The 24538-nt window shown below is 70.6% G+C and carries 26 protein-coding genes; 10 read left to right on the top strand and 16 right to left on the bottom strand.

Annotated elements, in window-relative coordinates; all coding sequences use genetic code 11:
* Positions 1-7 precede the first annotated feature (7 nt).
* Positions 8-451, bottom strand: a complete 444-nt coding sequence (locus tag ACIG5F_RS17230; protein WP_396518674.1) for a Fur family transcriptional regulator — start codon at positions 449-451, stop codon at positions 8-10.
* 41 nt (positions 452-492) lie between these two features.
* On the opposite strand from ACIG5F_RS17230, the gene ACIG5F_RS17225 reads away from it, so the two are divergent.
* Positions 493-1335, top strand: a complete 843-nt coding sequence (locus ACIG5F_RS17225; protein ID WP_396518673.1) for an aminodeoxychorismate lyase — start codon at positions 493-495, stop codon at positions 1333-1335.
* Positions 1336-1397: 62 nt separating this feature from the next.
* On the opposite strand, the gene ACIG5F_RS17220 is transcribed toward ACIG5F_RS17225, so the two are convergent.
* The 8 genes from ACIG5F_RS17220 to ACIG5F_RS17185 all read right to left on the bottom strand — a co-directional run bounded on the left by ACIG5F_RS17220 (position 1398) and on the right by ACIG5F_RS17185 (position 8070).
* On the bottom strand, positions 1398-3965 hold the full coding sequence (locus tag ACIG5F_RS17220; protein ID WP_396518672.1) for a glycosyl hydrolase family 18 protein: 2568 nt from the start codon (positions 3963-3965) through the stop codon (positions 1398-1400).
* 61 nt (positions 3966-4026) lie between these two features.
* Positions 4027-4893: a biotin-dependent carboxyltransferase family protein gene (locus ACIG5F_RS17215; protein ID WP_396518671.1), complete on the bottom strand. Its 867-nt coding sequence runs from the start codon at positions 4891-4893 to the stop codon at positions 4027-4029.
* Positions 4890-5501, bottom strand: coding sequence for a 5-oxoprolinase subunit PxpB (pxpB, locus tag ACIG5F_RS17210; RefSeq protein ID WP_396518670.1), 612 nt, complete (start codon positions 5499-5501; stop codon positions 4890-4892). Before pxpB ends, ACIG5F_RS17215 begins: the two co-directional genes overlap by 4 nt.
* 3 nt (positions 5502-5504) lie before the next feature.
* Positions 5505-6134, bottom strand: a complete 630-nt coding sequence (locus tag ACIG5F_RS17205) for an FABP family protein (protein ID WP_396518669.1) — start codon at positions 6132-6134, stop codon at positions 5505-5507.
* Between the two features lie 164 nt (positions 6135-6298).
* Positions 6299-6610 carry a DUF1416 domain-containing protein gene (locus ACIG5F_RS17200; RefSeq protein ID WP_396518668.1) on the bottom strand — a complete coding sequence of 104 codons (312 nt, stop codon included), beginning with the start codon at positions 6608-6610 and terminating at the stop codon, positions 6299-6301.
* Between the two features lie 11 nt (positions 6611-6621).
* Entirely contained in the window at positions 6622-7458 is an 837-nt protein-coding gene (locus ACIG5F_RS17195; RefSeq protein ID WP_396518667.1) for a sulfurtransferase, read from the bottom strand.
* A 37-nt stretch (positions 7459-7495) separates the two neighbouring features.
* Positions 7496-7924, bottom strand: coding sequence for a DUF4395 domain-containing protein (locus ACIG5F_RS17190; protein WP_396518666.1), 429 nt, complete (start codon positions 7922-7924; stop codon positions 7496-7498).
* Positions 7925-7995: 71 nt separating this feature from the next.
* Positions 7996-8070 carry a putative leader peptide gene (locus ACIG5F_RS17185; RefSeq protein WP_396518814.1) on the bottom strand — a complete coding sequence of 25 codons (75 nt, stop codon included), beginning with the start codon at positions 8068-8070 and terminating at the stop codon, positions 7996-7998.
* A gap of 174 nt (positions 8071-8244) precedes the next feature.
* On the opposite strand from ACIG5F_RS17185, the gene ACIG5F_RS17180 reads away from it, so the two are divergent.
* Complete coding sequence (locus ACIG5F_RS17180; RefSeq protein WP_396518665.1) at positions 8245-8712, top strand: DddA-like double-stranded DNA deaminase toxin; 468 nt, start codon at positions 8245-8247, stop codon at positions 8710-8712.
* Entirely contained in the window at positions 8709-9191 is a 483-nt protein-coding gene (locus tag ACIG5F_RS17175; RefSeq protein ID WP_396518664.1) for an Imm1 family immunity protein, read from the top strand. The genes ACIG5F_RS17180 and ACIG5F_RS17175 overlap by 4 nt, the downstream gene beginning before the upstream one ends.
* A gap of 21 nt (positions 9192-9212) precedes the next feature.
* Here ACIG5F_RS17175 and ACIG5F_RS17170 read toward each other — a convergent pair whose 3' ends face one another.
* A complete protein-coding gene (locus ACIG5F_RS17170; RefSeq protein WP_396518663.1) occupies positions 9213-9626 on the bottom strand; it encodes a TlpA family protein disulfide reductase in 414 nt (137 codons plus the stop codon).
* Positions 9623-10489, bottom strand: a complete 867-nt coding sequence (locus tag ACIG5F_RS17165) for a DUF2993 domain-containing protein (protein ID WP_396518662.1) — start codon at positions 10487-10489, stop codon at positions 9623-9625. The genes ACIG5F_RS17170 and ACIG5F_RS17165 overlap by 4 nt, the downstream gene beginning before the upstream one ends.
* Positions 10490-10666: 177 nt before the next feature.
* On the opposite strand from ACIG5F_RS17165, the gene ACIG5F_RS17160 reads away from it, so the two are divergent.
* The 7 genes from ACIG5F_RS17160 (at position 10667) to ACIG5F_RS17130 (ending at position 18085) form a co-directional block, all read left to right on the top strand.
* Positions 10667-11431 (top strand): winged-helix domain-containing protein, encoded by a 765-nt coding sequence (locus tag ACIG5F_RS17160; RefSeq protein ID WP_396518661.1) that lies wholly within the window; start codon positions 10667-10669, stop codon positions 11429-11431.
* A gap of 18 nt (positions 11432-11449) precedes the next feature.
* Positions 11450-12331, top strand: a complete 882-nt coding sequence (gene mshD / locus ACIG5F_RS17155; protein ID WP_396518660.1) for a mycothiol synthase — start codon at positions 11450-11452, stop codon at positions 12329-12331.
* Between the two features lie 217 nt (positions 12332-12548).
* Complete coding sequence (gene pstS / locus ACIG5F_RS17150; RefSeq protein ID WP_396518659.1) at positions 12549-13676, top strand: phosphate ABC transporter substrate-binding protein PstS; 1128 nt, start codon at positions 12549-12551, stop codon at positions 13674-13676.
* A gap of 177 nt (positions 13677-13853) precedes the next feature.
* The gene (gene pstC / locus ACIG5F_RS17145) at positions 13854-14819 is read left to right on the top strand and encodes a phosphate ABC transporter permease subunit PstC (RefSeq protein ID WP_396518658.1); all 966 of its coding nucleotides are present in this window, start codon (positions 13854-13856) and stop codon (positions 14817-14819) included.
* Positions 14816-15727 (top strand): phosphate ABC transporter permease PstA, encoded by a 912-nt coding sequence (gene pstA / locus ACIG5F_RS17140; protein WP_396518657.1) that lies wholly within the window; start codon positions 14816-14818, stop codon positions 15725-15727. Before pstC ends, pstA begins: the two co-directional genes overlap by 4 nt.
* 8 nt (positions 15728-15735) lie before the next feature.
* On the top strand, positions 15736-16512 hold the full coding sequence (gene pstB, locus ACIG5F_RS17135; RefSeq protein WP_396518656.1) for a phosphate ABC transporter ATP-binding protein PstB: 777 nt from the start codon (positions 15736-15738) through the stop codon (positions 16510-16512).
* 130 nt (positions 16513-16642) lie between these two features.
* Positions 16643-18085 carry a carboxylesterase/lipase family protein gene (locus tag ACIG5F_RS17130; protein WP_396518655.1) on the top strand — a complete coding sequence of 481 codons (1443 nt, stop codon included), beginning with the start codon at positions 16643-16645 and terminating at the stop codon, positions 18083-18085.
* A 60-nt stretch (positions 18086-18145) separates the two neighbouring features.
* On the opposite strand, the gene phoU is transcribed toward ACIG5F_RS17130, so the two are convergent.
* The 5 genes from phoU to dusB form a co-directional block, all read right to left on the bottom strand.
* Positions 18146-18814: a phosphate signaling complex protein PhoU gene (gene phoU / locus ACIG5F_RS17125; RefSeq protein ID WP_396518654.1), complete on the bottom strand. Its 669-nt coding sequence runs from the start codon at positions 18812-18814 to the stop codon at positions 18146-18148.
* 84 nt (positions 18815-18898) lie between these two features.
* Positions 18899-20716, bottom strand: a complete 1818-nt coding sequence (locus tag ACIG5F_RS17120; protein ID WP_396518653.1) for an LCP family protein — start codon at positions 20714-20716, stop codon at positions 18899-18901.
* A 1159-nt stretch (positions 20717-21875) separates the two neighbouring features.
* Positions 21876-22703 (bottom strand): GGDEF domain-containing protein, encoded by an 828-nt coding sequence (locus ACIG5F_RS17115; protein WP_396518652.1) that lies wholly within the window; start codon positions 22701-22703, stop codon positions 21876-21878.
* Positions 22704-22848: 145 nt separating this feature from the next.
* Positions 22849-23280: a hypothetical protein gene (locus tag ACIG5F_RS17110; protein ID WP_396518651.1), complete on the bottom strand. Its 432-nt coding sequence runs from the start codon at positions 23278-23280 to the stop codon at positions 22849-22851.
* Positions 23281-23362: 82 nt separating this feature from the next.
* The gene (dusB, locus tag ACIG5F_RS17105; protein WP_396518650.1) at positions 23363-24496 is read right to left on the bottom strand and encodes a tRNA dihydrouridine synthase DusB; all 1134 of its coding nucleotides are present in this window, start codon (positions 24494-24496) and stop codon (positions 23363-23365) included.
* Positions 24497-24538: the final 42 nt, after the last annotated feature.

The following is a 24538-nucleotide window of genomic DNA, read 5'->3' as shown; positions in this document are numbered from 1 at the left end:
AGCTCGGTCACGAGTTCTCCTGTTCGACGCACTCCCGGCAGGTGCCGGACAGCGCGAGATGGCTGGCGTCCAGCCGGAAGCCACGGTCCTGGTCGAGCCGATCGGCCAGACCGTCCAGCAGCGAGCACGGCACCTCGTCGACCCGGCCGCAGCTGTGGCAGACCAGGTGCACGTGCTCGTGCTCGTCGACGGAGTAGGACGGCGCGCCGTGGCCGAGATGGGTGTGCCGGACCAGGTTCAGCTTCTCCAGCAGCTCCAGGGTCCGGTAGACGGTGGTGATGTTCACGGTCGGCGTCACGCGCTGCACCCGCTGGCAGATCTGCTCCGGCGTGGCGTGCTCCAGCTCGCGGACGGCGTCCAGCACCAGCTGACGCTGAGGGGTCATCCGCAGCCCGCGCTCGTGCAGCGTGCGGCGCAGCCGCGCGGCCTCCTCGGGGCTCACGGTTTCCACACCCCCAGAATAGGACGCCAACCCGTGAGTAGGCTCGGCCCATGCGCGTGCTGGCCTTTCTGGACGGAACGACCGCGGACCCCGAAGCCCCGCTGTTGCGGGTGGACGACCTGGGACTGCTCCGCGGCGACGGTGTGTTCGAGACGATCCTAGTCATCGACGGCAAGCCGAGGGAGCTCGGTCCGCACCTGGACCGGCTGGACCGCTCGGCGGCGATGCTCGAACTGCCGGAGCCGGACCGGGCCGGCTGGGAGCGGGCGGTCGACGCCGTCATCAACAACTGGACCGGCGGCAGGGACATGGCCCTGAAGCTGGTGCTGACCCGCGGCAACGAGTTCGGCGACGGCACGCCGACGGCCTTCGCGATGGGCATGCCGATCTCCGAGAAGGTGCTCAAGCAGCGCACCGAGGGCATCGCGGCGATCACGCTGGAGCGGGGCTTCGAGCCGGGCCTGCCCCAGCGCGCCCCCTGGCTGCTGCTGGGGGCCAAGTCGCTGTCGTACGCGGTGAACATGGCGGCGGTCCGCTACGCCGCCCGCGAGGGCGCGGACGACGTGATCTTCACGGCGGCCGACGGCTCGGTGCTGGAGGGCCCGACCTCGACCCTGGTCCTGGTCCGCGACCACACGCTGGTCACGCCGCCCCCGACCATCGGCATCCTGCCCGGCACCACCCAGGCGGCCCTGTTCCGGGCGGCCGAGCGGGCCGGCTGGTCGGTGAAGATCGAGCCGATCCCGTCGGCCGACCTGACCGACGCCGAGGGCCTGTTCCTGATCTCCAGCGTGCGCTGCGTGACCCGCATCCACACCCTGGACGGCAAGCAGCTCAAGGACTCCAGCGCCCTCCAGCGCGAACTCACCGCCCTGTACGAGTCCGAGTACTGATTTCGATGTCATGAAGGGCCCCATCCTGACGTTGAACGTCAGGATGGGGCCCTTCATGACGATTACTTCAGGCCGGTGTCGACGGCGGACATCAGGGCTCCGGTGTCGCCGGACATCTCCCAGATCATCGCGCCCAGCAGGCCTTTGCTCTTGATGTAGGCCATCTTCTGGCTGATGGCCCATGTGTCGTCGAACGTCCACCACTGGTTGCCGTCATAGCCGTACGTGGCCACGGCCTGAGTGTTGTGGTAGACGGTCATTCCCGGCACCGCACCGATCAGGTTGCTGTAGCCCCGGGTGCCGGCCTCCTCGGCGAACTGCCCCGGCGCGGCCCCGTTGGCCGCCTGCCATTCGCCATGGGCGCCGCCGTCGGTGACGCCCTGCCAACCTCGGCCGTAGAACGGGATGCCCACGGTTATCTTGCGCGGACTCACCCCCGCGCCCAGATAGGTCTGCACGGCCCCGTCCACGCTGAAGTGGAACGAGTACGGGTCGTTCGACGCCGGGTACAGGTTGGCCTGGTCGCCGGTGCGGTTGGGCTCCCACGAGTTGTCGCTGCCGGAGCCGTGGAAGTCGTAGCCCTGCACGTTGAAGATGTCCAGGGACTTCGCGGTCTGCGGCAGGTCCCAGCCCTCGCTGACCTTGGTCGGGTCGGCCGGGGTGAACGCGGTCAGCTGGTACCGCTTGCCGTTGGTGGCGCCGAGGGCGTCCAGTTCGGTGCGGAACTCGGCCAGCAGGGCGGTCAGGTTGGCCTTGTCGGACGCGCTGTAGTGGTTGCCGGGGTGGCCGTTGGCGTCGCCGGGCCACTCCCAGTCCAGGTCGATGCCGTCGAAGATGCCGGCGGCCACACCGGCGCCGCCCGCGCCGCCGGTGACCGGCAGGTTGCCCTTGATCCAGGTGTCGATGCAGGAGGCCACGAACTTCTTCCGCGACGCGTCGGTCTTGGCCACGTCGGAGAAGTACTTCGAGTACGTCCAGCCGCCGATCGACACCAGCAGCTTCAGGTTGGGGTACAGCGCCTTGAGTTCCTTGAGCTGGTTGAGGTTTCCGCGCAGCGGCGCGAAACCGTCGTCGGCAACGCCGTTGACAGCCTGGGCCGCCGAGAACGGCCGGCCGTAGTCGGCGTCGGCGTCGCCGGCCCCGTCACCCTGGTTGGGGTCCTCGGGATCGGCGGTGGTGCCGCGGGTGACTCCGGACAGGCAGGTCAGATTCACCGGGTCGATGTTCTCGAACGCGTACAGCAGATGCGTCAGCTTGGTCGCCGCGCCGGTGGTGACCAGGTTCTTCACGAAGTACTGGCGGCCGTAGATGCCCCACTGCACGAAGTAGCCGACCTTGGCGTAGCCGTTGCCGATCACGTCGGAAGTCGTTGCGGTGACGGCATTGCTGGCCGCGGACACGTTGTCGTAGCCGTCACGGGCCTTGACCGTGAACGTGTACTGGGTGGACGGGCTGAGGCCGGCGACGGTCGCGGTCGTGCCGGTCACCGTTGTGGCGACAGCGGATCCGTTGAACACGTCGTAGGACACCACGCCGGTGTTGTCGGTGGACGCCGACCAACTCAGCGACACCGTCACGGAATCCTTGCCCGTCACGGCCAGATTCGTTGGTGCGGTGGGAGGTTGCGTGTCGGCCGAGGGGTCGTTGGTCGTCACGGTGACTGGCGCGCTGGCCACCGATGCGGTGCCATGCGTGTCCTTGGCCTTGACGGTGAAGGTGTACGAGGTCTTCGGCGTCAGGCCAGTGATCGACGCGGTGGCGCCGGTGACCGACACGGCCAGCGCGGACCCGTTGTAGACGTCGTAGCCGGCGATGGGCAGATCGCCTGGTGTGGCGGCATTCCACGCCAGCAACACGGTCTTGGTGGTCTTGGCCGTCGAGCGCAGGTTGGTCGGCGCACCCGGTGGGGCGTCGGCGGTTCCGTCGCACTTGCTGTCGTTGACCCGGCAGTTCTGTGGACTCCCGGAGCCGCTGACCGTGAAGGTCAGGCTGTACGGCTCGGTGGTGGCATGAGCCTTCACCACGGTGTTGTAGTACGCCGGTGTCGCCACCACATGGGTGCCGGTCTGGGTCACGGTGCCGTTCTGGCCGTTGCTGACGGTGGTGCCGCCGGGCAGGTCGAAGGCCAGCGACCACGAGGGCAGATCGGTGGCGGAGTTGTTGGCTACCACGAACTTCCCGGTCGAGCCGGACTGTGAGTACTGCGCCGTCACCGCGGCTGTCACCGGCGGCGGGGTCGTTCCGCCCGACCCGTCGCAGGCGACGCCGTTGAGCAGGCAGTTGGCCGGGGAGGCGGCCGAGCTGAGCGAGAACGACAGGCTGTACGGCTCGGTGTTGCCATGGGCGGCAACGGTGTTGATGTAGTACGCCGGGGTGGCCGACACGTGGGTGCCGGTCTGGGTGAGGGTGCCGTTCTGCGGGCTGCTCGCGGTGACGCCGGCGGGCAGGTCGAAGCTGATCGACCAGCCGGTGATCGCCGCGGCCGTCGAGTTGGCCACGACGTACTTGCCGCCGCCCGCCGCCGCGGTGAACGTGGCGGTCAGGCCGGTGGTCGCGGCGGCTTGAGGGGCCAGGGCGACCGCCGCTCCCAACGTCAACAGGATTGCCGAGAGCAGTGCAAGCTTGCGCATGGTGCTCCTACGGTCCGGGTGGCGGCCCGTTCTGAACAGTAAAGTGGCCTAGACCACTGCGTCAACGGAGCGGGTGCAGCCGAACGGGTGTTCCCGGGCGGGCCTGGGCCAGCAGGGGCAACGACCGCTCGGCCACCACGCCGATCACCGGATAGCCGCCGGTGACCGGGTGATCGGCCAGAAAGAGCACCGGTCGGCCGTTGGCCGGCACCTGGACCGATCCGGTCACCACGCCCTCGCTGGGCAGCTCGCGGGACTCGAAGGCGGCGGCCCGGCGCAGCGCGTCGCCGTCCAATCGCAGCCCGACCCGGTTGCTCTGCTGGGAAACCGTCCACCGGCCGGCCGCCAGCTGCCCGGCCGGGTCGTCGAACCAGTCCTCGCGCGGGCCCAGCAGCACGGGCACCACCAACTCGGCCGGCACGACCGGAGGCGACAGCACGTCGGCCCCGACCGGCAGGCCGAGCGGCTCGCCGAGCGGGAGGACATCGTTGGCCCGCAACGGATCCGGCCCGATGCCGGAGAGAATGTCGGTGGCCCGGCTGGACATCTGCGCCGGTGCCTCGACGCCGCCGGAAATCGCCACGTAGCAACGAAGTCCGTTGATCGGCGCACCGAGCGCCAACGAGTCGCCGGGCTGGAGGTGCACCGGGGCGTACGTGTCGACGAGGTAGCCGTCGACCGAGGCCAGCACCTGCGCGCCGGTCACCGCGACTGTGCAGGAACAGTTGGCGCGCAACGTGATTCGGCCCAGCAGGGCCTCGATCCCGGCCGCCGACTCGGGATTGCCGACCAGTCGGTTGGCCAGCGTGAACGCCGGCACGTCCAGCGCGCCCGACGGCGGCACGCCCAGGTGCGCGTTGCCCGGCCGCCCCAGGTCCTGGATCAGCGTCTGTGGGCCGACCTTCACCACGGTCAGCGAGCGGCTCACCGGGCCACCTCGAACCGGACGTGATCACCCGGGGCCAGCAGCGCCGGCTCGCAACGCTTGGCGTCGAAGAGAATTGCGGTGGTGCGGCCGATCAGCCGCCAGCCGCCGGGCGATGCCGTCGGGTACGCGCCGGTGAATTCCCCGGCGATGCCAACGGATCCGGCCGGAACGCGAGTCCGCGGATTGTCCAACCTGGCCTGCCGCAACGGTTCCGGCAGCCCGACCAGGTAGCCGAAGCCGGGCGCGAAGCCACAGAACGCCACCGTGTACTCGGCGCCGCTGTGCAGCGCGACGACCTCGTCCACGCTGAGGCCGGCGGTCTCGGCGACCAGCGCCAGATCGGGGCCGTCATAGGAGATCGGCAGCCGGACCTGGCGTGGCGTGCGATCCGGCGGATGCGACAGGTCGGCCGCCTCGACGAGGGCACGGACGCGAGCCAGCCCGTCGGAACCGGGGCGCACCTCGACCAGCACGGTCGTGGCCGCCGGCACGAGCTCGACGACCTCGGGCAGGTCGGCGACCAGCAGCGCCCCGTGCAGGGCCTCCACCTCGGCCAGCGAGTCCAGCTCCACCAGCATCGCGTGCCGGCCACACCGCCGCAGCCGCACGCGTCAGCCGACGACGCGTATCAGCTGGGCCGAGACGTGCGGCTGGAGCGGCTCGCCCACCATCGCCCGCTCCTCCACGTAGGCCAAGTCGCCGTTGTTGACCAACCCGTACAGGCGCTTGGCCGCGGTGACCTCCTTGGCCGTGGAGGTGCGCATCACGATGTCGGTGGCCAACTCCCACGAGGTCTGCGACAGCGGCGTGCCGTAGTAGATCTCGACGACACCGGTGGCGTGCGTGAGCAGCACCTCGATGGTGTCGTCGGCCTGCGGCCGCCAGAAGCCCGACTCGCGGGCCGCCGGCCGGATCACCTTGCCGTGCTCGTCCAGCAGCCAGGACCGGGCCTCGTAGGTGAGGAACGGCCGGCCGTCGTGGGCGAAGGTGATCTGCTGGCCGAAGCGGAACGGGCCGTCGATCGTCGGGTAGACGATCTGCCCCTCGCCGCGCCACACGCCGACCAGCGGCAGCAGCGCCAGGCAGGCGTCGTTCAGGTTCGGGCCCAGGCGCAGGTTGGCGGTGTCGCCGGGAACCGGCAGGTCGTCGAACTGCGGCAGATTGCGGTCGCGCGTCGACTCCGCGCGCTGCTCGGCGGCGCGGACCGCGGCGTCACCGCTGCCGAACTCAGGCTTGGTCATGGCTCAGCGGTGGTCCTGCAGCAGGCGGTACACCACGTACACCGAGAACCAGCCGATGGCGATGCACACCAGCACCATCAGGAGCGTGAAGAAGAGTTCCACGTGTTCAGAATAAGGCCGGAGGCCCCAGCCAGCAGTGACTGGGGCCTCCGGAGAGCCGTGTTTCAGGCCACCGCGACCTGGAGCTGGTGCAGGCCCGGGCCCTCGGCCGTCACCTGCGCCTCGCCGGTGCCGGTGCGGTGCAGCGCGCGCACCGTCCACTCGCCCGGGGCGGCGAAGAAACGGAAGTCACCCTGCTCGGAGGAGACGACCTCGGCGGTGAACTCGCCGGTCGAGTCCAGCAGCCGGACGAACGCCCCGCCGACCGGCTGGCCGCCCGCGGAGACCGTGCCGGACAGCACGACCTCCTTGCCCGGGTCGACGTTGGCCGGCAGCGCCGCGCCCTGCTCCGGAGCCCCACACCCTGCTGCGGTCATGTCAGTCCCTCTCATTCACTGCCGAGCGCGACCGGCACGCCGACCAGCGAGCCGTATTCGGTCCAGGAGCCGTCGTAGTTCTTCACGTCCTCGTGGCCGAGCAGCTCGCGCAGCACGAACCAGGTGTGCGAGGAGCGCTCGCCGATGCGGCAGTAGGCGATGGTGGCCTTGGAGCCGTCCAGGCCGGCCTCGCCGTAGATCTGGCGCAGCTCGTCGTCGGAGCGGAAGGTGCCGTCCTCGTTCGCGGCCTTGCTCCACGGCACGTTGATCGCGCTGGGGATGTGGCCGGCGCGCTGGGCCTGCTCCTGCGGCAGGTGGGCCGGCGCGAGCAGCTTGCCGCTGAACTCGTCGGGGGAGCGCACGTCGACCAGGTTCTTGGTGTTGATCGCGGCCACGGCCTCGTCGCGGAAGGCCCGCAGCGACAGGTCCTGCTCCTGGGCCTTGTAGTCGGTGGCCGGGCGTGTCACCTCGTCCTTGACCAGCGGGCGGCCGTCCAGCTCCCACTTCTTGCGGCCGCCGTCAAGCAGCTGCACCTTGTCGTGGCCGTACAGCTTGAAGTACCAGTACGCGTAGGCCGCGAACCAGTTGTTGTTGCCGCCGTAGAGCACGACCTGGCTGTCGTTGCCGATGCCCTTGGCCGACAGCAGCTTCTCGAAGCCCTCCCGGTCCACGAAGTCCCGGCGCACCGGGTCCTGGAGGTCGGTCTTCCAGTCGACCTTGACGGCGCCGGGGATGTGGCCGCCGTCGTAGGCGCTGGTGTCCTCGTCCACCTCCACGAACACCACGCCGGGGGTCTCGAGGTTGTCCTCGGCCCACTGCGCCGAGACCAGCACGTTCTCGCGACTCATCGATCGGCTCCTTCGCCGGTTTGGGGGTTGGTTGTGCTCACTTGCCGGTGGCCGGCGCGAACCGGCGGATGATCAGGTACATCTCGCAGCCAAGGCAGAAGCCGAAGGCCGCGTTGAGGAAGGCGGCGACCAGGGCCAGCGCGGTCGCCACGATGCCGAGGACGGGCAGGCCGGCCAGGTAGCCGATCGTGCCGACCAGGGCGAAGACGAAGCCGACGGTCTGGGCGAACTGCGGCGGGGCCGCGTCCTCGCGCTCGTCGGTGGGGCCCAGCCGCGGCGCGACGAAGCGTCGGTAGAGCAGGCCGTACGGGGCGTACTGCAGCCCGAGGAAGCCGCCGATGGCGAAGACGATCGTCTGCAGGGCCAGCACCGGCCACCAGCCGGTGACGAGCACGACCGCGAGCACGACCGTCGTGATCCAGGCGCCGAAGCGCGGACCTCGGGGATCGATCTGGGGTGCGGACATGGAAGGACCTCCTGACCTGCGGACAAAACGGGTCCACCAGGACGTCGGGGGGCCGAGCCCGGGACGTCCGGTCAGAAAGCCCGACACAGGCTGCTGCGCACGCGGCAGAGATCCACCGCGCGTCGCTTGGTCAGCAGCTGGGCCATACGGCGGAGAGTACCCGCGGTTCCCTGTTCGTGGGAGGGCCGTCCACCAGATGGAATGGCTACTGTACCGATAAAGCTCGGACGGCCGAGCCGTCGAGGCATTCGGAGACCGGTTCCGAGGCGGCAGGTCGGTGTGATGACGTTGCGTGCCTATCTGGTCACGTTGTGCCATCGATGTCGGGATCGGGCCGACCTCCCTGGTCAGGTGACGCCGTATGGGCGGCGGAGGTCGGCAGAGACATCGATCCGGAAGCCACGGATCCCCGCACGCACGTCACCACCGGAATGCTGGTGGACGATGACGGTCACCGGCTCGACGAACTACTGGTCAGCGGCGAGAACAGTGAGTGGTTCGTCAAGGCGGACGACCACCTGCGCGTCCACCTGAAGACCCCGGCTGTGCGCAACCCGCGGCTGACGGCGGCGCCGCCGGCCAGTCACGTCGAGGTCCACGCGGCGATGATCATGCGCGAGCGCGGTCTCACCCACGCCACTCTCGTGATCAACAACGATCGGATCTGCCGCGGGGTCTTCGGCTGCCCGCAAGCGGTGGCCGTGGTCCTGCCCGAAGGCAGCTCACTCACCGTGTGGACTCGAGGCGCCCAGGTACCCTCAGAGCTCGAAGGGAGGCAGCGGGCATGATTCTCAGCGCGGTGCACGACGGTCGGTGGAAGCACGCCGGCACGCCTGACGAGATCGAGACGCTCCTGCACGAGTTGGTCTATCGGGCCGACCCTCGTCATCCCAGCGACGTGGTGCTCGCGGACCTGCCCTTCGACGACACTTCCGTGGACCACCCGGCTCAGATGTTCCGGGTGAGCGCCAACCCGGAGGCCGGGGTGGCGGCGCTGCTGTGGTTCCTCAACTCGGCCGACGCGCAGATGTGGGTGTCCTACAACCCGCGGCCGCCGTTGGAGGACCCGTGGCTGGCCAGTGACGTCGACACCGCCCGCTACCACGATCGTTTCACCGCGATCCCGCTGAGCCAGGCGCATGCCGCGCTGAAGCAGTTCGTGGCCGGTGACGGCCAACGGCCGTCGAACGTCCAGTGGGTGACCGGGGACTACTACGGCCGCATCACCCAGGCCTTGACGCCGGCCTCGCCGGTGAACGCCGCCTGAGACCGGACCCGCTGGCTGGAGTCAGGCCAGGTGGGGGCGGAGGGCCTCGGCCAGGACGTCGCGCTTGGGCACGCCGCCGACCCGCAGCAGCTCGGCCCCGTCCGGGGCGAAGGCGACGGTGGTGGGAGTGCGCAGCACCTTGAGCGAGGAGGCGACCTCGGGCAGGTCGGTCAGGTCCAGCTCACGGTGTTCGACGCCCTCGGTCTTGGCGGCCAGGTCGGACAGCACGACGCGGGCGTGCCGGCAGGGGGCGCAGAAGGTGGTGGAGAGCTGGACCAGGGTGACCGGGGCGGCGGGGTCGATCAGGTCCCGGACCTGCGCCGGCAGGTCGGCGGCCGGCTTGCGGCGCGTCACGCGCCCATCCCGCCCACGCAGCAGCAAGCCCACGACGGTGGCGGCGGCCAGCACCGCGAGCAGCACCCACAGCCCGGTCATCCGATCCCGCTCCTCCCGCTGCCCAACTGGACGTTGGTGGCCTTGCCGCTGACCGTGAAGGCGTTGCTGTCCACGCCGACCTTGGTCGGCACGACCGTGAACGGCAGGGCCTTGCCCAGGTCCAGCTCGGTGGACAGGGCGGCGAAGATCGGCTGCTGCAAGGTGTCCGGAACCTTCAACGTCGTGACCCCGTCCACCAATTCCAGCCGGGTCGGCTGCACCTGGATCTTCGTGCCGGACAGGCCGAGCAGGCCGTAGGCGTTGATCTTCAGCGGATGGCCGGCCACGGTGATGTTGAACGACAGCCGCACCCCGATGCTGGTGTCGGTGTACGGGCTGGTCGTGGGGGTGGGCGTCGGCGTGGGGGTCGGGGTGTCGTAGAGCATGTCGGGCGGGGTGGGCCCGATGGTCAGGTTGGACACGCCCAGGGCCTGGCCCACGTCGGTGGCGTTGAACGCCCGGTTCACGTCGGCGGCGCTGATCTGGACCTGGCCCTCGACCTGGTTGATCAGCACCGAGTGGGCGGTGCCGGACACCAGCTCCGACAGCGGCACCTTCACGTCGTAGAGGTGGGCCTTGACCTGGAGGTCGCGCAGCGTGTCGCCGATCGGGATGCCGTTGGCCTCGATCTCGATGTCCTGGTAGTCGCCGCGGGCGGCCTGGAGCATGAACGGGAAGCCATGGATGGTCACTGACGGGTCGTCGGTCAGTTTCAGCTCGGTGCGCATCTTCTTGGACACCTGGTACTCGCCGATGGCGGCGAAGGCGAAGTCGGCCGCCACCAGCATCGCGGCCAGCACCAGCAGCACCGCGACCAGGATCTTCCACCGGCGACCGCGCCGCGGTCGGGTAGTGGTGGTCATCGCCGATTCTCCCCACCTTTGTTAATTCGTGTGACGCGCGTGTTTCGACCACCCTCGGGGCTGGTCACGACCGGTATTGTCCCGGACATCCGCAGGCAACGGGGCCTGGCCACCGTACGCCGATCAGCCCGCCCGCCGGTGGCCAGGCCGCGGCGCGCGAGAGGAGGCGGCTTGCCCATGGGTGTCGATCTGCTGCTGTTGACCGGGGACCCGGACCCGACGTCGGTGCTGCCGGCGCTGTCCCTGCTGCCCCACGTGGTGCGGCCGCTGGTGCCGGAGGTTTCGGCGTTGCTCGAGGCCGGCCCGCACGACGCCGTGCTGGTCGACGCCCGCGGCGACCTGGCCGGGGCCCGCTCATTGTGCCGGCTGCTGTCCAGCAGCGGCGTCGAGGTGCCGGTTGTGGCCATTGTCACGGAGGGCGGCCTGGTCGCCGTCACCTCCGACTGGGGCGTGGACGAGATCCTGCTGCCCACCGCCGGCCCGGCCGAGGTGGACGCCCGGCTCCGGCTGGTCAGCTCCCGCCGCAAGCCCGACCAGGCCGGCGCGGCCGGCGCGATCCAGCTCGGCGAGCTGGTCATCGACGACGCCACCTACACCGCCCGCCTCAAGGGCCGCCCGCTCGAGCTCACGTACAAGGAGTTCGAGCTGCTCAAGTACCTGGCCCAGCACGCGGGCCGGGTGTTCACCCGGGCCCAGCTGCTCCAGGAGGTCTGGGGCTACGACTTCTTCGGCGGCACCCGCACGGTCGACGTGCACGTGCGGCGCCTGCGGGCCAAGCTCGGCCCTGAGCACGAGCTGATGATCGGCACCGTGCGCAACGTGGGCTACAAGTTCGTCCGCCCGTCCCGGCCCGGCGCCCGCACCACCGGCGGCGTCGACCACGACACGCACGACGATTCGGAGTCCGACGCCTTCGCCGCGCTGGCCAAGCAGTTCCGCTGACCGCTAGCGTCGGTCGGTGTGGCAGAGCTGACTGGGCGGGACCGGCTGACCGCGGTCGAGGTGGACGGGGTGGCCGGCATCTTCGAGGCGGCCCGCCTCGCCGACGAGCGCACCGGCGCCGGTGACCTGCCGTCGTTCGTCTCCCGGCCGGGCACGCACGTGCTGGCCGAGGACAACGGGCGGCTGGTCGGCTACGCCCATCTCGACACCGTCGGCGACTCCTTCGGCCACCTGGTCGGGGAGGCGCTGGTGCACCCGGCCGGCCGCAACCGCGGCGTGGGCACGCAGCTGGTCGAGCGCCTGCTGACGCTGGCCGGGGACCGGTCGGCCCGGCTGTGGTCGCACGGGGACCACCCGGCCGCCGCCGCCATCGCCGCCAAGCTGGGCCTGAACAAGGTCCGTGAGCTGCGGCGGATGCGCTGGATGGCCGGCGACGTGCCGCAGCCCCAGCTGCGTGAGGGCGTGCGGATCCGGACCTTCGTGCCCGGTCACGACGAGGCGGCGGTGGTCGCCGTCAACCACCGGGCCTTCTCCTGGCATCCCGAGCAGGGCGCGCTCACGGTCGAGGACCTGGTGGCCACCGAGCAGGAGAGCTGGTTCGACCCGGCCGGGTTCTTCCTCGCCGTGGACGCATCGGACCGGCTGCTCGGATTCCACTGGACGAAAGTCCACGACGGCCCGCCGGAGGCGATCGGCGAGGTTTACGTGGTTGGCGTGGATCCCGACGCGCAGGGCGGCGGGCTGGGCAAGGCGCTGACCGTGATCGGGATGGAGCATCTGCGCGCGGCGGGGCTACGCAGCGTGATGCTCTATGTCGAGTCCGACAACGCGCCGGCGGTGGCGGTCTACAGCAAGCTGGGATTCACTGTGTGGGACGCGGACGTGCAGTACGGGCGCTGATCCCGCGTTACGCTGCGCTGCGTCACGAAGTCTCATCGACCGGGTCACGTTGGGGTCGCGATACCACTCGGTTGGAGTAGTCGTCGTCACTTCGTGTGCCCTGTTCATCTTCCGTTCACCTGGCCAAGGGCTGTCGTCCACCCTCGCTCCTTACGGTCGGCAAACGAGCGGCGGGACCCGTCGCGCTCGAAGTCGAGTCTCCAAACGGAGGATCCAGGTGAACATGAAGCGGCACGGCGTCGCGCTGGGCATCATGGCGGCAGGCGCCCTCCTGCTCACCGCCTGTGGCAGCGACAACAACACCGGCGCGACGGGCGGCACTTCGACCACCGGCTCCAGCTCATCGGCCCCCAAGGTCGACTGCTCGGGCAAGAAGACGCTGAAGGCCAGCGGCTCCACCGCGCAGAAGAACGCGATGGACCTGTTCGTCAAGGCCTACAACGACGCCTGCGACGGCAACGACGTCAACTACACGGCCAACGGCTCCGGCGCCGGCGTCTCCGACTTCACCGGCAAGCAGACCGACTTCGCCGGCTCGGACTCCGCCCTCGACCCGAAGAAGGGCGAGCCGGACAAGGCCGCCGCCGCGTGCGGCAGCCCGGCCTGGGACCTGCCGACCGTCTTCGGCCCGATCACCGTCGTCTACAACGTGAAGGGCGTGTCCGACCTCAACCTGGACGCCGCCACCACGGCCAAGATCTTCGACGGCGAGATCAAGACCTGGAACGACGACGCGATCAAGAAGCTCAACCCGAGCGCGACGCTGCCCAGCACCGCCATCAGCGTGGTCTTCCGGTCCGACCAGTCCGGCACCACCGACAACTTCCAGCAGTACCTGACCAGCGCGGGCGGCTGGACCAAGGGCGCCGGCAAGACCTTCAACGGCGGCGTGGGCTCGGGCGCGTCCGGCAACCCGGCCGTGGCCACCTCGCTGGGCCAGACCGACGGCGGCATCGCTTACGTCGAGTGGTCCTTCGCGCAGGCCAACAAGCTCAACATCGCCTCCATCGTCACCACGGCCGGCGGCACCCCGGTCAAGGTCTCGGCCGACAGCGTCGGCAAGGCCATCGCCAGCGCCGCCTTCAAGAACGCCGGCAGCAACGACCTGTCGCTGGACCTGAGCTCGATCCACAAGTCCACCGCGGCGGGCGCCTACCCGATCGTGCTGGCCACCTACGAGATCGTCTGCTCCAAGTACGCGGACGCGGCCACCGGCAAGGCGGTCAAGGCCTTCCTGACCACCGCCATCAACCAGGGCCAGACCGACCTGGCCACCAACGGCTACGCCCCGCTGCCCGACTCGCTGAAGGCCAAGCTCACCACCGCCATCGACGCCATCAGCTGACCGCCGTACCCCGATGAGCGAGCCTGCGAGCGAGTCATTCAACGCAGAGCGTCCGCGAATGCGGACACCGAGCGCCAGCGAGGTGCCGCAGTGAGCGAGACCCGACCGACGCGCATCCGCCCCGATCGTCCAGAGTCCGCTCTGGACGATCGGGGCGGTAGCCGCATGATTGGTGCCATGACCTCCGACAGCGGTCAACCAGGTGTCCGGACGGCGACGGTACGCCGGCCCGGCGACACGATCTTTCGCACGCTGACCACCGGCGCCGGCCTCGCGATCGTGATCGCGATCGCGCTGATCGGGATCTTCCTGCTGATCAAGGCAGTCCCGTCGCTGCTGGCCGACAAGGCCAACTTCCTGGTCAGCGCCCAATTCGTCACCCTCGACCCGAACAACCTGATGTTCGGCATCAGGGACCTGCTCATCGTGACCGTGCTGACCTCGCTGGTGGCGCTGGTCATCGCCATGCCGGTCTCGCTGGGCATCGCGCTGTTCCTCACCCAGTACGCGCCGGCCCGGCTGAGCCGGCCGTTCGCCTACCTCGTGGACCTGCTGGCGGCCGTGCCGTCGATCGTCTACGGCCTGTGGGGCATCCTGGTGCTCGGCCCGGCGCTGGAGCCGTTCGAGACCTGGCTCAACGCCACCTTCGGCTGGTTCCCGCTGTTCGCCAAGGGCAACATCCCGCTGGCCGGCGCCGGCACCATCTTCACCGTCGGCGTGGTGCTGGCGGTGATGCTGCTGCCGATCATCACCTCGGTCACCCGCGAGGTGTTCCGGCAGACCCCGGTGATGCAGATCGAGGGCGCGCTGGCCCTGGGGGCCACCAAGTGGGAGGTCATCCGGACCACGGTGCTCCCGTTCGGCCGCAGCGGCTACATCGCCGCCTCCATGCTCGGCCTCGGCCGCGCGCTCGGCGAGACGGTGGCCGTGCTGCTCATCCTGCACTCCTCGCCCACGCCGGCGACGGGGAGCCTGTTCGACGGCGGCTACACGTTCGCGTCCAAGATCGCCTCGGCCGCGTCCGAGTTCAGCCAGCCGCTGCCGACCGGCGCCTACATCGCGGCCGGCTTGGTGCTGTTCGTCCTGACCTTCGTGGTCAACGCGGTGGCCCGGTCCATCGCCGGCGGAAAGGCGGCGAAATGACCACCACCGAGTCCACTCTGGACCGTCCGGCCAGCCCGCCGGCCTTCCAGGCCGTCAGCGGCGCCCGCAAGGCTAAGAACATGGTGGCCACCGTGCTGGTCACGCTGGCCTTCCTGCTCGCGCTGGTGCCGCTGGTGTGGCTGCTGATCACCGTGGTCCTGCGCGGCTACCAGGCCCTGCTGTCCTCGGACTGGTGGACGCACTCGCTCAAGGGCGTGCTGCCCAAGGAGTTCGCCGGCGGCGCGTACCACGCGATCGTCGGCACGCTGTTGCAGACGCTGGTGTGCGCGGTGATCGCGGTGCCGGTCGGCGTGCTGGCCGCGATCTACCTGGTGGAGTACGGCCGGGGCCGGCTGGCCCGGCTCACCACCTTCATGGTCGACATCCTCTCCGGCGTGCCGTCGATCGTGGCCGCGCTGTTCATCTTCGCGCTGTGGATCGGCACCGTCGGGTTGGGGCAGAGCGCGTTCGCCGTGTCGCTGGCCCTGGTGCTGCTGATGCTGCCGGTGGTCGTGCGGTCCACCGAGGAGATGCTGCGGCTGGTGCCGCAGGAGCTGCGCGAGGCCTCGTACGCGCTGGGCGTGCCCAAGTGGAAGACCATCATGCGGATCGTGCTGCCCACGGCGCTGTCCGGCGTGGTCACCGGCGTGATGCTGGCGATGGCCAGGGTGATGGGCGAGACCGCGCCGGTGCTGGTGCTGGTCGGCTACTCGAAGTCGATCAACTTCAACATCTTCGACGGCAACATGACCTCGCTGCCGCTGCTGATCTTCAACGAGCTGAACAACCCCAACCCCGCCGGCCAGCTGCGGGTCTGGGGCGCGGCGCTGACCCTGATCATCCTGATCATGCTGTTCAATCTCGTGGCCGCCCTCGTGTCGCGGTTCTCGGCCATCAAGACGAAGTGAGCTGACAAATGGCCAAGCGGATCGACGTCAAGGACCTGAACATCTTCTACGGCAAGTTCCAGGCCGTGGACGGGGTGGCGCTCGCGGTGCCGCCGCGCAGCGTGACCGCCTTCATCGGGCCTTCGGGTTGCGGCAAGTCCACCGTGCTGCGCTCGCTCAACCGGATGCACGAGGTCACCCCCGGCGCCCGCGTCGAGGGCAAGGTGCTGCTGGACGGCGAGGACATCTACGCGTCCACTGTGGACCCGGTCGAGGTGCGCCGCACCATCGGCATGGTCTTCCAGCGCCCCAACCCGTTCCCCACCATGTCCATTCGGGACAACGTGGTCGCCGGGCTGCGGCTGGGCGGCGTGCGCAACAAGAAGCAGCTCGACGAGGTGGCCGAGCGGTCGCTGCGCGGGGCCAACCTCTGGGCCGAGGTCTCCGACCGTCTCGACAAGCCCGGCGGCAGCCTCTCCGGCGGCCAGCAGCAGCGCCTGTGCATCGCCCGCGCCATCGCCGTGCAGCCCGACGTGCTGCTGATGGACGAGCCCTGCTCCGCGCTGGACCCGATCTCCACGCTGGCCATCGAGGACCTGATCGGCGAGCTGAAGAAGGACTACACGATCGTCATCGTCACCCACAACATGCAGCAGGCGGCCCGGGTCAGCGACCAGACCGCCTTCTTCAACCTGGCCGGCGTCGGCCAGCCCGGGCGGCTGATCGAGATCGACGACACCGAGAAGATCTTCTCCAACCCCGGCCAGCGGGCCACCGAGGACTACATCTCCGGCCGCTTCGGCTGATCGTGCCCCACCGGCGGCGCTCAGCCGACTGTCGGCTGAGCGCCGCACGTGTATTCGGGGCCTTCCCCAATTGCCGGCCCCGGCGTGGATCTGTTGTGGACGGCCCGGGGTTCGGCCACGATCGGGGGTCGTGACGACTTCCCCCGAGGCCACCCTGGCGCAGACCCGGGAAGGCCTGGTCCGCGGCGTGCGCGAGGGCGAACTCACCGTCTGGCGCGGAATCCGGTACGCCGAGGCGCCCGTCGGCGAGCACCGGTTCGCGCCGCCCCGACCGGTTCGGCCCTGGGACGGCGTCCGCGACGCGACGCGCTTGGGCGCCGAGCCGATCCAGGTGGCCCTGCCCATACCCGGCTTCCCCCAGCCCGGGCCGGACCAGCGCGAGGACTGCCTGTTCCTCAACGTCTGGTCGCCGTCGACCCGGGGCCGTCGGCCCGTGATCGTCTGGATCAACGGCGGCGGATTCATCGGCGGCGCCGGCAGCCACTACGACGGCAGCGTCTACGCCCGGCGGCACGACGTCGTGTTCGTCACCTTCAACTACCGGGTCAACGCCTTCGGCTACCTGCACCAGCCCGAACGGCCGGGATCGGGCAACTGCGGCCTGCTCGACCAGATCGAGGCGCTGCGCTGGGTGCGGGACAACATCGCCGGCTTCGGCGGCGATCCCGCGGCCGTCACCGTGATGGGCGAGTCCGCGGGCGGCGGCTCCATCGGCGCCATGCTGGGCGCCCCGGCGGCCCGGGGCCTGTTCCGGCGGGCGATCGTGCAGAGCGGCAGCCCCGGCTGGCTTCCCATGCCCCAGGGCCTCGGGCGCACCACCGAGGTCGTGCTCGACAACCTCGGCGTCACCGCGGACGAGCTCACCGAGGTGCCGGCGGCCGACCTGCTCGAGGCCTCGAAGCGAGTGCGGCCCGGGGTCAAATCCCAGGCGTACCACCCGGTTGTCGACGGCGACGTGCTGCCCCGCCATCCGCTCGAGGGCCTGACCGGCGAGGTCGACGTGCTGATCGGCACCTGCGACAAGGACTTCATCGACCTCGGCCCGCAGGTGCTGAACCCGTTGGAGTACGTCATCCGCCACTTCTACGGCGACGACGCCTGGGACCGACTGCTGGCCGTCTACACGCAGACCACGTCGGCCGGGCGCGATCCCCGGCAGGACGTGCTGTGCGGGGCGTTCACCCAGCTGCCGTCGATCTGGTTGGCCGACGGCCTGGTCCGGGCCGGCGCGAAGGTCTGGCAGTACACGTTCGACTACGCGGGCGCCGGCCCTATCGGCGCGACGCACGCCAGCGACGTGCCCTTCACGTTCGGTCGGATCCGTCCGGAAGTCCTTGCCCCCGGCGCGGATCCGGCCGTGGCACAGGAGGTGGCCGACACCATGGTCCACTCCTTCGCCACGTTCGCCCGCACCGGCGACCCGGGCACGCCCGCGCTGCCCCGCTGGCCGGCGATCACGCCCGACGACAAGGCGACCCTGTCGTTCGACGAGGCCCCACGCCTCAAGCAGGATCGCCTGTCCGGGCAACGTCTCGCGGCCTGGCGCGACTTCGACCCGCTGCTGCTGAGCTGACCGTCCGAAATGGACGATCGGCCCACCGGAATCCGGTGGGCCGATCGGGGTTTTCGACGTCTACAGGTCGTCGGCGGCGCTGGCGTAGCCGGGCATGCGGCCGGTGACGACGAAGACGGTGCGCTTGGCCACCGAGACGGCGTGGTCGCCGAAGCGCTCGTAGAAGCGGCCAAGCAGGGTGATGTCCACGGCCGAGGGCACGCCGTGGCCCCAGTCCTTGTCCATGATCACCGAGAACAGGTGCCGGTGCAGGTCGTCCATGGCGTCGTCCTCGTCGTCGAGGCGGCGGGCCAGGTCGACGTCCTGGGTGCGGATCACCTGCTCGGCCTTGCGGGCCAGGTCGACCGCGATCCGGCCCATCTCCTCGAAGTAGCCCCGAACCTCGTCGGGCAGCACGGCCGCCGGGTGCCGGCGGCGCGCGGCCTTGGCCACGTGCAGCGCGAGATCGCCCATTCGCTCCAGGCTTTCCGCTGCGTGGATGACCGACAGCACCGTGCGCAGGTCGGTGGCGACGGGGGCCTGCAACGCCAGCAGCGCGTAGGCGTCCTCCTCGCACTTGGCCCGCGCGTCGTCGATCTTCGCGTCGCCGCTGATGACTCGCTCGGCGATGCCGAGATCCGCGTCCAGCAACGCCTTGGTCGCCTGCTCCATGGCGTCGCCGACCAAACCGCACATGCTCGCCAGCTGGTCAGCGAGCTCGCCGAGCTGGTCGTGGTAAGCCTCACGCATGGCCGACAGCCTACGGGCCCGGGGTCGCGCCGGCGGCATCGTCGGATGAACCGGACGTGAACCACGGGCGACGAACGCGCATCGTCACTGGCAGGAAGCGTCGGCCCCGCTGATCGTGGACACATCACTGGCCTGCTGGCCGTTCGGCTGGGCCTGCGGCGTCACGACAGTGCCGTCGAACTCGGGTCCGGTCACCAGCTGCACCGCGCCGGCCAGGGACGAGTCCTCGACCAGTTTGGAGCCCGGCACCGCGGCGGCCAGCGTGCGGGCCTGCGCCTCCCGGCCGGGGGCGTAGCGGACGGTGGTCTTGTCGATCGTGGTCGCCGCCTTGTCCACCGAGACGACCTGGAAACCCAAGTGCCCCAAGGCCCCCGAGGTGTTCGTGGGCAGCTCGCCCTTGCCGCTGCCGTTGACCACCTGGATCTTCATCGACTTCGGGTCGACCAGCGGACCGCTGCCGGTCGCGCCCTCCGACGGCAGCGGCGTGCCGTTGATGACCGCTGTGAACAAGGATTTCGTGGCCTCGGGCGTGCCACCCACCGGGACGCTGGTGAACACCACCTGGTCCGGGCCGACGCCCTGCACCGACTGGGCCAGCGAGGCCAGCTGGTCCACGCCGACGTTGTCGCCGGAGGCGTTCTTGGACACCGCGCCCAGCAGGGCGTTGAGCTTGGTCGGGTCGAGCAGCACCTGGTTCTGCACCGCCGACCGCAGCAGCGCGCCCATCAGCCGCTGCTGCCGCCGGATCTGGCCCAGGTCGGGCGACGGGTCGCCGGACACGTTGCGCGCCTTCACGATCTTCGCCGCGGCGTCGCCGTCCACCGGCTGCGGCCCGGCGCCGGACATGATCGTGCCCAGCTGGCCGTCCTGCAGCGGCTGCTTCACGCACAGCTCGACGTTGCCGATGGCGTCGACGATGCCCTTGAGGCCGTCCGAGCTCATCGTCATGAAGTGGTTGATCAGCAGGCCGGAGATCTTCTGCACGTCCTGCGTCACGCATTGCGGGCCGCCCGCGGCCAGCGCCCCGGACAGGCTGGCCGGGCCGCACGGCGGCTGGCTGAGCTGCATGCCGTTGGGGAAGGACACGAACACGATCCGCTTGCGGTCGGCCGGCACATGCGCGACCAGCACGATGTCCGAGCCGGCCAGCAGGAAGTTGTCGGCGCCCCGCTGCTGGTCGGCCGCCTGGATCGCCGGCGAGTTGGGGTCGAGCGCGTCCACCTGCTTGATGTCCGCGCCGGTCCACTGCTTGACCGAGCCCCAGGCGATGCCGCAGACGATCAGCACGATCGCGGCGGCGGCGATGGCAACCACCTTGATCACCAGGCCGATCATGCGGCGCTTCTCGCGGGCCCGCTCGATCTCGGCCGGATCCATGTCGAACTCGGGATCGTCCTCCACCGGCTCCTCGGCCGAGGCCGGCGGCTCGGGCGGCACCCCGTCCTCGGTGTCGATCCACGGCATGTACTTCTTCTGCCGGTTGCGCCGCTTGGCCTCTTCGATGGCCATCTCGTCGTGCACCGCGGAGAAGCGCGCCAGCGTCTGGTCCACCTTGCGGCGGCGCTGCACCTCCTCGCCGATCGGCTCCATCTCCGTGGTCAGCGCGGCCAGCTCGATGTCCTCGCGGCGCTCCGGCTGCGGCGGGGCCTCCGGCTCGTCGAGGTCCGCCTCGATCAGCGGCTCCTCCGGCGCCTGCTCCGGGGCCACCTCGGGCTCAAGACGCGTGCGCAGGCTGTCCTGGGACCTGTCCTGGGACCTGTCCTGGGACCTGTCCTGGGACGGCGGGCGCGGCGGGGCCGGCGGGCGGCCGTTGGGCGGCAGCACCGGCCGGGGGCCGCTGCTCTCGCCCGGGCGGTCCACGACCGGGCGCGCGCCGGTGGCGTCGCCGGGACGTGGCGGCATGGGCCGGCGTCCCGAGGACTCACCCGGGCGCGGGGCGCCGTTGGGCGGTGGCACGACCGGACGGCGTCCGGTGGCCTCTCCCGGCGGCGGCACGGGCGGGCGACCGCCCGGCGGCATCGGCCGGCGCATGTTGGACAGGCTCGACTCGCCGGGGCGTGGTCCGGCCGGCGGGATCGGGCGGCGTCCGGTGGCCTCACCGGGGGGCGTGACGGCCGGCCTGCGACCCGTGGCCTCTCCCGGCGGCGTGATGGCCGCGCGGCGACCCGTGGCCTCTCCGGGCGGAGGCGTGAGCATGGCACGGCGACCCGTGGCCTCAGCAGGCGGCGTGACGGCCGCACGACGCCCCGTGGCCTCTCCAGGCGGCGGCGCGGCCGCACGGCGTCCAGTGGCCTCTCCAGGGGCCGCGCGGCGGCCCGTGGCATCGCCACGGCGGAGGGTGGTGGTCTCGTCGTCGTCATCCTCGTCCGGCGGCGGGGGCGGCACGGCCGCGCGGCGGCCTGTCGCCTCTCCGGGCGGCGTGATGGCGGCGCGGCGGCCCGTGCCCTCTCCGGGGCGCGTGCCGGCCACCGGACCCGGTTCGCGCAGCGCGCGGCGACCGGTCGGCTGGTCGTTCTGCGGCACCACCGGGTGCTGTCCGGAATGTTGACCCGTTCCGGGGTTGGAGCGGCCCGCTCGCGAGGTAGGCGGAACGGGTGGCGCGGGCTGCGCCGCGCGGCGACGGCCACTCGGCTGCGCGGGCGGCGGCGGCTCGACCGCGGGCGGCGTCGGGCGAGGCAGATTCGGTCGGGAGCCCGTGTGCCGCTGGACCAGGTCGGACACGCTCAGGCCGCCGGAGGCCTCCATCGACCTGCGTCGACGGCCACGGCGCCCGGTCGGCTCCTCGTCGGGATCCGCGGCGCCGTCGGGACCGGTGCCGCCGAAGCGGGGATCGTCGGGCACCCAGGCTCCCTTCAGGCTCACGGCCCATACGGGCTGTTCATCACGAGTTGACGTCAGTGCGGCCACAGTGGTTGCACATCGCGGCGCGGCACCCAGCGCACGCGATAGTACGGACGACCGCTAGTTCTAGCGACAGGCAGCCGCAATTCTGACACGGTTCGTACTCGAAACCGCCCACCGCATTAGGCCGAATGGGCACTTGAGCTGGGTGTGATTGCTGTCAGTAGTGTTCGGCGACCCGCACATCGGCCACCGCGCGCCGCGCCGATGCCGGGCCGGCCAGCCGCACGCGACCGTTCTCGCGGTACGCGACCGCGTTGCGCCCCGACTGCTTGGCCGAGTACAGCAGGCTGTCCGCCTGCAACAGCTGGTGCTCGGCCCCGTTCTCGCAGTTGCCGCCCACCTCGTGCGCGACGCCCGCGCTGACCGTGACCCGCAGGCCCGGGGCCATCGCCGACCAGTCGTGCCGCTCCACCCGGTCCCGGGCCGCCTCGGCGATCTCCACCGCCCGCTCGTGCTCGGTGTCCGGCAGCACCAGCACGAACTCCTCGCCGCCGTAGCGGGCGCAGAACGCCGGCTCCGGCAGGTCCACCTGGAGAAGTTCCACGACTTGTTGGAGGACCCGGTCACCCACCAGGTGCCCATAGCGGTCGTTCACCTGCTTGAACCAGTCCAGGTCGACCAGCGCCACCGCCAGCACCCCGGTCCGGTCGGCCAGCATCGCCACCAGCCGCTGGTCCAGGTAGCGCCGGTTGTAGCTGGCCGTGAGGCTGTCCCTGATGCTCTGCTCGTGGGCCTCGGCGTGCTCTCGGCGCAGCCGGTCCACCTCGCGGCGCAGCTGCTCCGGCACCGCCGGGACGTGGCCGTCGCCGTCCTGGTAGATCAGGTCGAGCGCGGACCGCAGGTGGTCGTAGGCCTCGCGCCACTGGCCGCGGGAGGCGAGCAGTCCCGCGAGCTTCTCGTGCAGGTTCACCAGTCCGCCGTCGGCCTGCTGGCCGTCCGGTTCCTCAGAGACGTCGGGCTGTGATGACGCGGTCACCGCGCTCACCTCCTCACGAAGGTGGTGTCGTCCCCGGGGCGGCGCGGCTTGAGCTCCGACACACTGGCCGGGCCGCATTTCCCTCGACTGGCTGACCGAGCCGTGGCCCGAAACGCTGACCCTCAGTAACACGGATGGGCGTATGTGAGTACCGTCACTGGGCCGGACAGGGGGCGAAGCTGTACGCCCGGCCGCCGTCGATCACCACGCGCTGCGAGCCGATCTGCGTGCCCACCACCGAGTTGCCCTGACGGATGGTGAGCGTCACCGCCACCACATAGATCCGGCCACTCGGCCGCTTGTCCGAGCCCGGCGGCGACCAGTCCGGATCCGTCCGCAGCGTGGACAGCGCCGGCGTGATCGTGATCGTCACCCCGTTCAGGTCGCACACCCGGTCCGCGAACGCCGGCACCTGCGTCGCCTTCAGGTAGCTCTGCTCCTGCTGGACTCCTTGCGCCGCCGCCGTGTCCAGGTCGTTGAAGTACGCCGTCACCAGCCCCGGATCCGGCGACGGCTGCGCCGTGCCCGCCACCGAGCACCCCGTCAGCGCCAACGCCGCGAGCGCGATCAGCCTGCCGTCAGCCACCAGCCGCCCCCTCCGCATGGCCGCTCCTTCGCCCGCCGCTCGCGTCCGGCGCATCCACCCTGCCGACCGATCCGGCCCTTCCTCAGCCGCCCGAGTGCATCATCTCGGCGCCCGCCGGCACGCTCGCGTCCTCAGGGTCGTCCAGCCAGCCCTCCGGCAGCACCACCTTCGCCGCCGAGCCCTGGCGGCCGCGGGGGCCCTCCGCGTCGGCCGGGAACGGCACCTCGTGGTCCAGCTGGCCGATCAGGTCGTCCAGCTCCTGCATGCTCGACACCATCGCGAACCCTCGGCGGACCGTCGAGCCCACCGGGAAGCCGTGCAGGTACCAGGCCATGTGCTTGCGCAGGTCGCGCAGGCCCTTGTGCTCGTCGTAGTGCTCCGTCAGCAGCTCCGCGTGGCGGCGCAGCACCTTCGCCACCTCGCCCAGCGTCGGGCCCTTCGGCAGCGGCTCCCCTCGGAACGCCGCCTGCAACTCCCCGAACAGCCATGGCCGGCCCAGGCAGCCCCGGCCAACCACCACCCCGTCGCAGCCCGTCGCCGCCACCATGTCCAGGGCGTCCTGGGCCTTGAAGATGTCGCCGTTGCCCAGCACCGGGATCGTCGTCACCGACTCCTTGAGCCGGGCGATCGCCGACCAGTCCGCGCGGCCCGAGTACCGCTGCGAGGCCGTCCGGGCGTGCAGCGCAACCGCTTGCGCCCCCTCCGCCTCCGCGATGCGGCCCGCGTCCAGGTAGGTCAGGTTCTCCTCGTCGATGCCGATGCGGAACTTCACCGTCACCGGAATCCCCGCCGGCTCCGCCGCCCGCACCGCCGCGCTCACGATGTCCCCGAACAGCCGCCGCTTGTACGGCAGCGCCGCGCCCCCGCCCTTGCGCGTCACCTTCGGCACCGGACACCCGAAGTTCATGTCGACGTGGTCGGCCAGGTCCTCGTCCACGATCATCTGCACGGCCTTGCCCATGGTCACCGGATCCACCCCGTACAGCTGCAACGACCGCGGCCGCTCGTCCGGGTGGAACGTGATCATGTGCATCGTCGTGGCATCCCGCTCCACCAACGCCCGGCTGGTGATCATCTCGCAGACGTACAGCCCGGCCCCGTACTGCCGGCACAGCTGCCGAAACGCCGTGTTGGTGATCCCCGCCATCGGCGCGAGCACCACCGGCGGGTCGACCGTATGGGGGCCGATCCGCAGGGTCCTCGCCGCAGTACGCATGCCCCCATTGTGCGGGACGCGCCCGCTCAACTCGAAGTCGAC

Origin of the sequence: Kutzneria sp. NPDC052558, from assembly GCF_044547355.1 — a bacterium.
In the GTDB taxonomy this organism is placed as follows: domain Bacteria; phylum Actinomycetota; class Actinomycetes; order Mycobacteriales; family Pseudonocardiaceae; genus Kutzneria.
Note: the sequence above shows the minus strand (reverse complement) of the source record. Positions and strands in the feature narration are given on the sequence as shown.

What these genes read in the sequence shown, in the direction of transcription:
- ACIG5F_RS17225 (WP_396518673.1), top strand. Translation starts at nt 493, where the DNA reads ATGCGCGTGCTGGCCTTTCTGGACGGAACGACCGCGGACCCCGAAGCC.
- ACIG5F_RS17220 (WP_396518672.1), bottom strand. Translation starts at nt 3,965, where the DNA reads ATGCGCAAGCTTGCACTGCTCTCGGCAATCCTGTTGACGTTGGGAGCG.
- ACIG5F_RS17205 (WP_396518669.1), bottom strand. Translation starts at nt 6,134, where the DNA reads ATGACCAAGCCTGAGTTCGGCAGCGGTGACGCCGCGGTCCGCGCCGCC.
- ACIG5F_RS17200 (WP_396518668.1), bottom strand. Translation starts at nt 6,610, where the DNA reads ATGACCGCAGCAGGGTGTGGGGCTCCGGAGCAGGGCGCGGCGCTGCCG.
- ACIG5F_RS17195 (WP_396518667.1), bottom strand. Translation starts at nt 7,458, where the DNA reads ATGAGTCGCGAGAACGTGCTGGTCTCGGCGCAGTGGGCCGAGGACAAC.
- ACIG5F_RS17190 (WP_396518666.1), bottom strand. Translation starts at nt 7,924, where the DNA reads ATGTCCGCACCCCAGATCGATCCCCGAGGTCCGCGCTTCGGCGCCTGG.
- ACIG5F_RS17180 (WP_396518665.1), top strand. Translation starts at nt 8,245, where the DNA reads ATGTCGGGATCGGGCCGACCTCCCTGGTCAGGTGACGCCGTATGGGCG.
- ACIG5F_RS17175 (WP_396518664.1), top strand. Translation starts at nt 8,709, where the DNA reads ATGATTCTCAGCGCGGTGCACGACGGTCGGTGGAAGCACGCCGGCACG.
- ACIG5F_RS17170 (WP_396518663.1), bottom strand. Translation starts at nt 9,626, where the DNA reads ATGACCGGGCTGTGGGTGCTGCTCGCGGTGCTGGCCGCCGCCACCGTC.
- ACIG5F_RS17165 (WP_396518662.1), bottom strand. Translation starts at nt 10,489, where the DNA reads ATGACCACCACTACCCGACCGCGGCGCGGTCGCCGGTGGAAGATCCTG.
- ACIG5F_RS17160 (WP_396518661.1), top strand. Translation starts at nt 10,667, where the DNA reads ATGGGTGTCGATCTGCTGCTGTTGACCGGGGACCCGGACCCGACGTCG.
- pstC (WP_396518658.1), top strand. Translation starts at nt 13,854, where the DNA reads ATGACCTCCGACAGCGGTCAACCAGGTGTCCGGACGGCGACGGTACGC.
- pstA (WP_396518657.1), top strand. Translation starts at nt 14,816, where the DNA reads ATGACCACCACCGAGTCCACTCTGGACCGTCCGGCCAGCCCGCCGGCC.
- pstB (WP_396518656.1), top strand. Translation starts at nt 15,736, where the DNA reads ATGGCCAAGCGGATCGACGTCAAGGACCTGAACATCTTCTACGGCAAG.
- phoU (WP_396518654.1), bottom strand. Translation starts at nt 18,814, where the DNA reads ATGCGTGAGGCTTACCACGACCAGCTCGGCGAGCTCGCTGACCAGCTG.
- ACIG5F_RS17120 (WP_396518653.1), bottom strand. Translation starts at nt 20,716, where the DNA reads ATGCCGCCACGTCCCGGCGACGCCACCGGCGCGCGCCCGGTCGTGGAC.
- dusB (WP_396518650.1), bottom strand. Translation starts at nt 24,496, where the DNA reads ATGCGTACTGCGGCGAGGACCCTGCGGATCGGCCCCCATACGGTCGAC.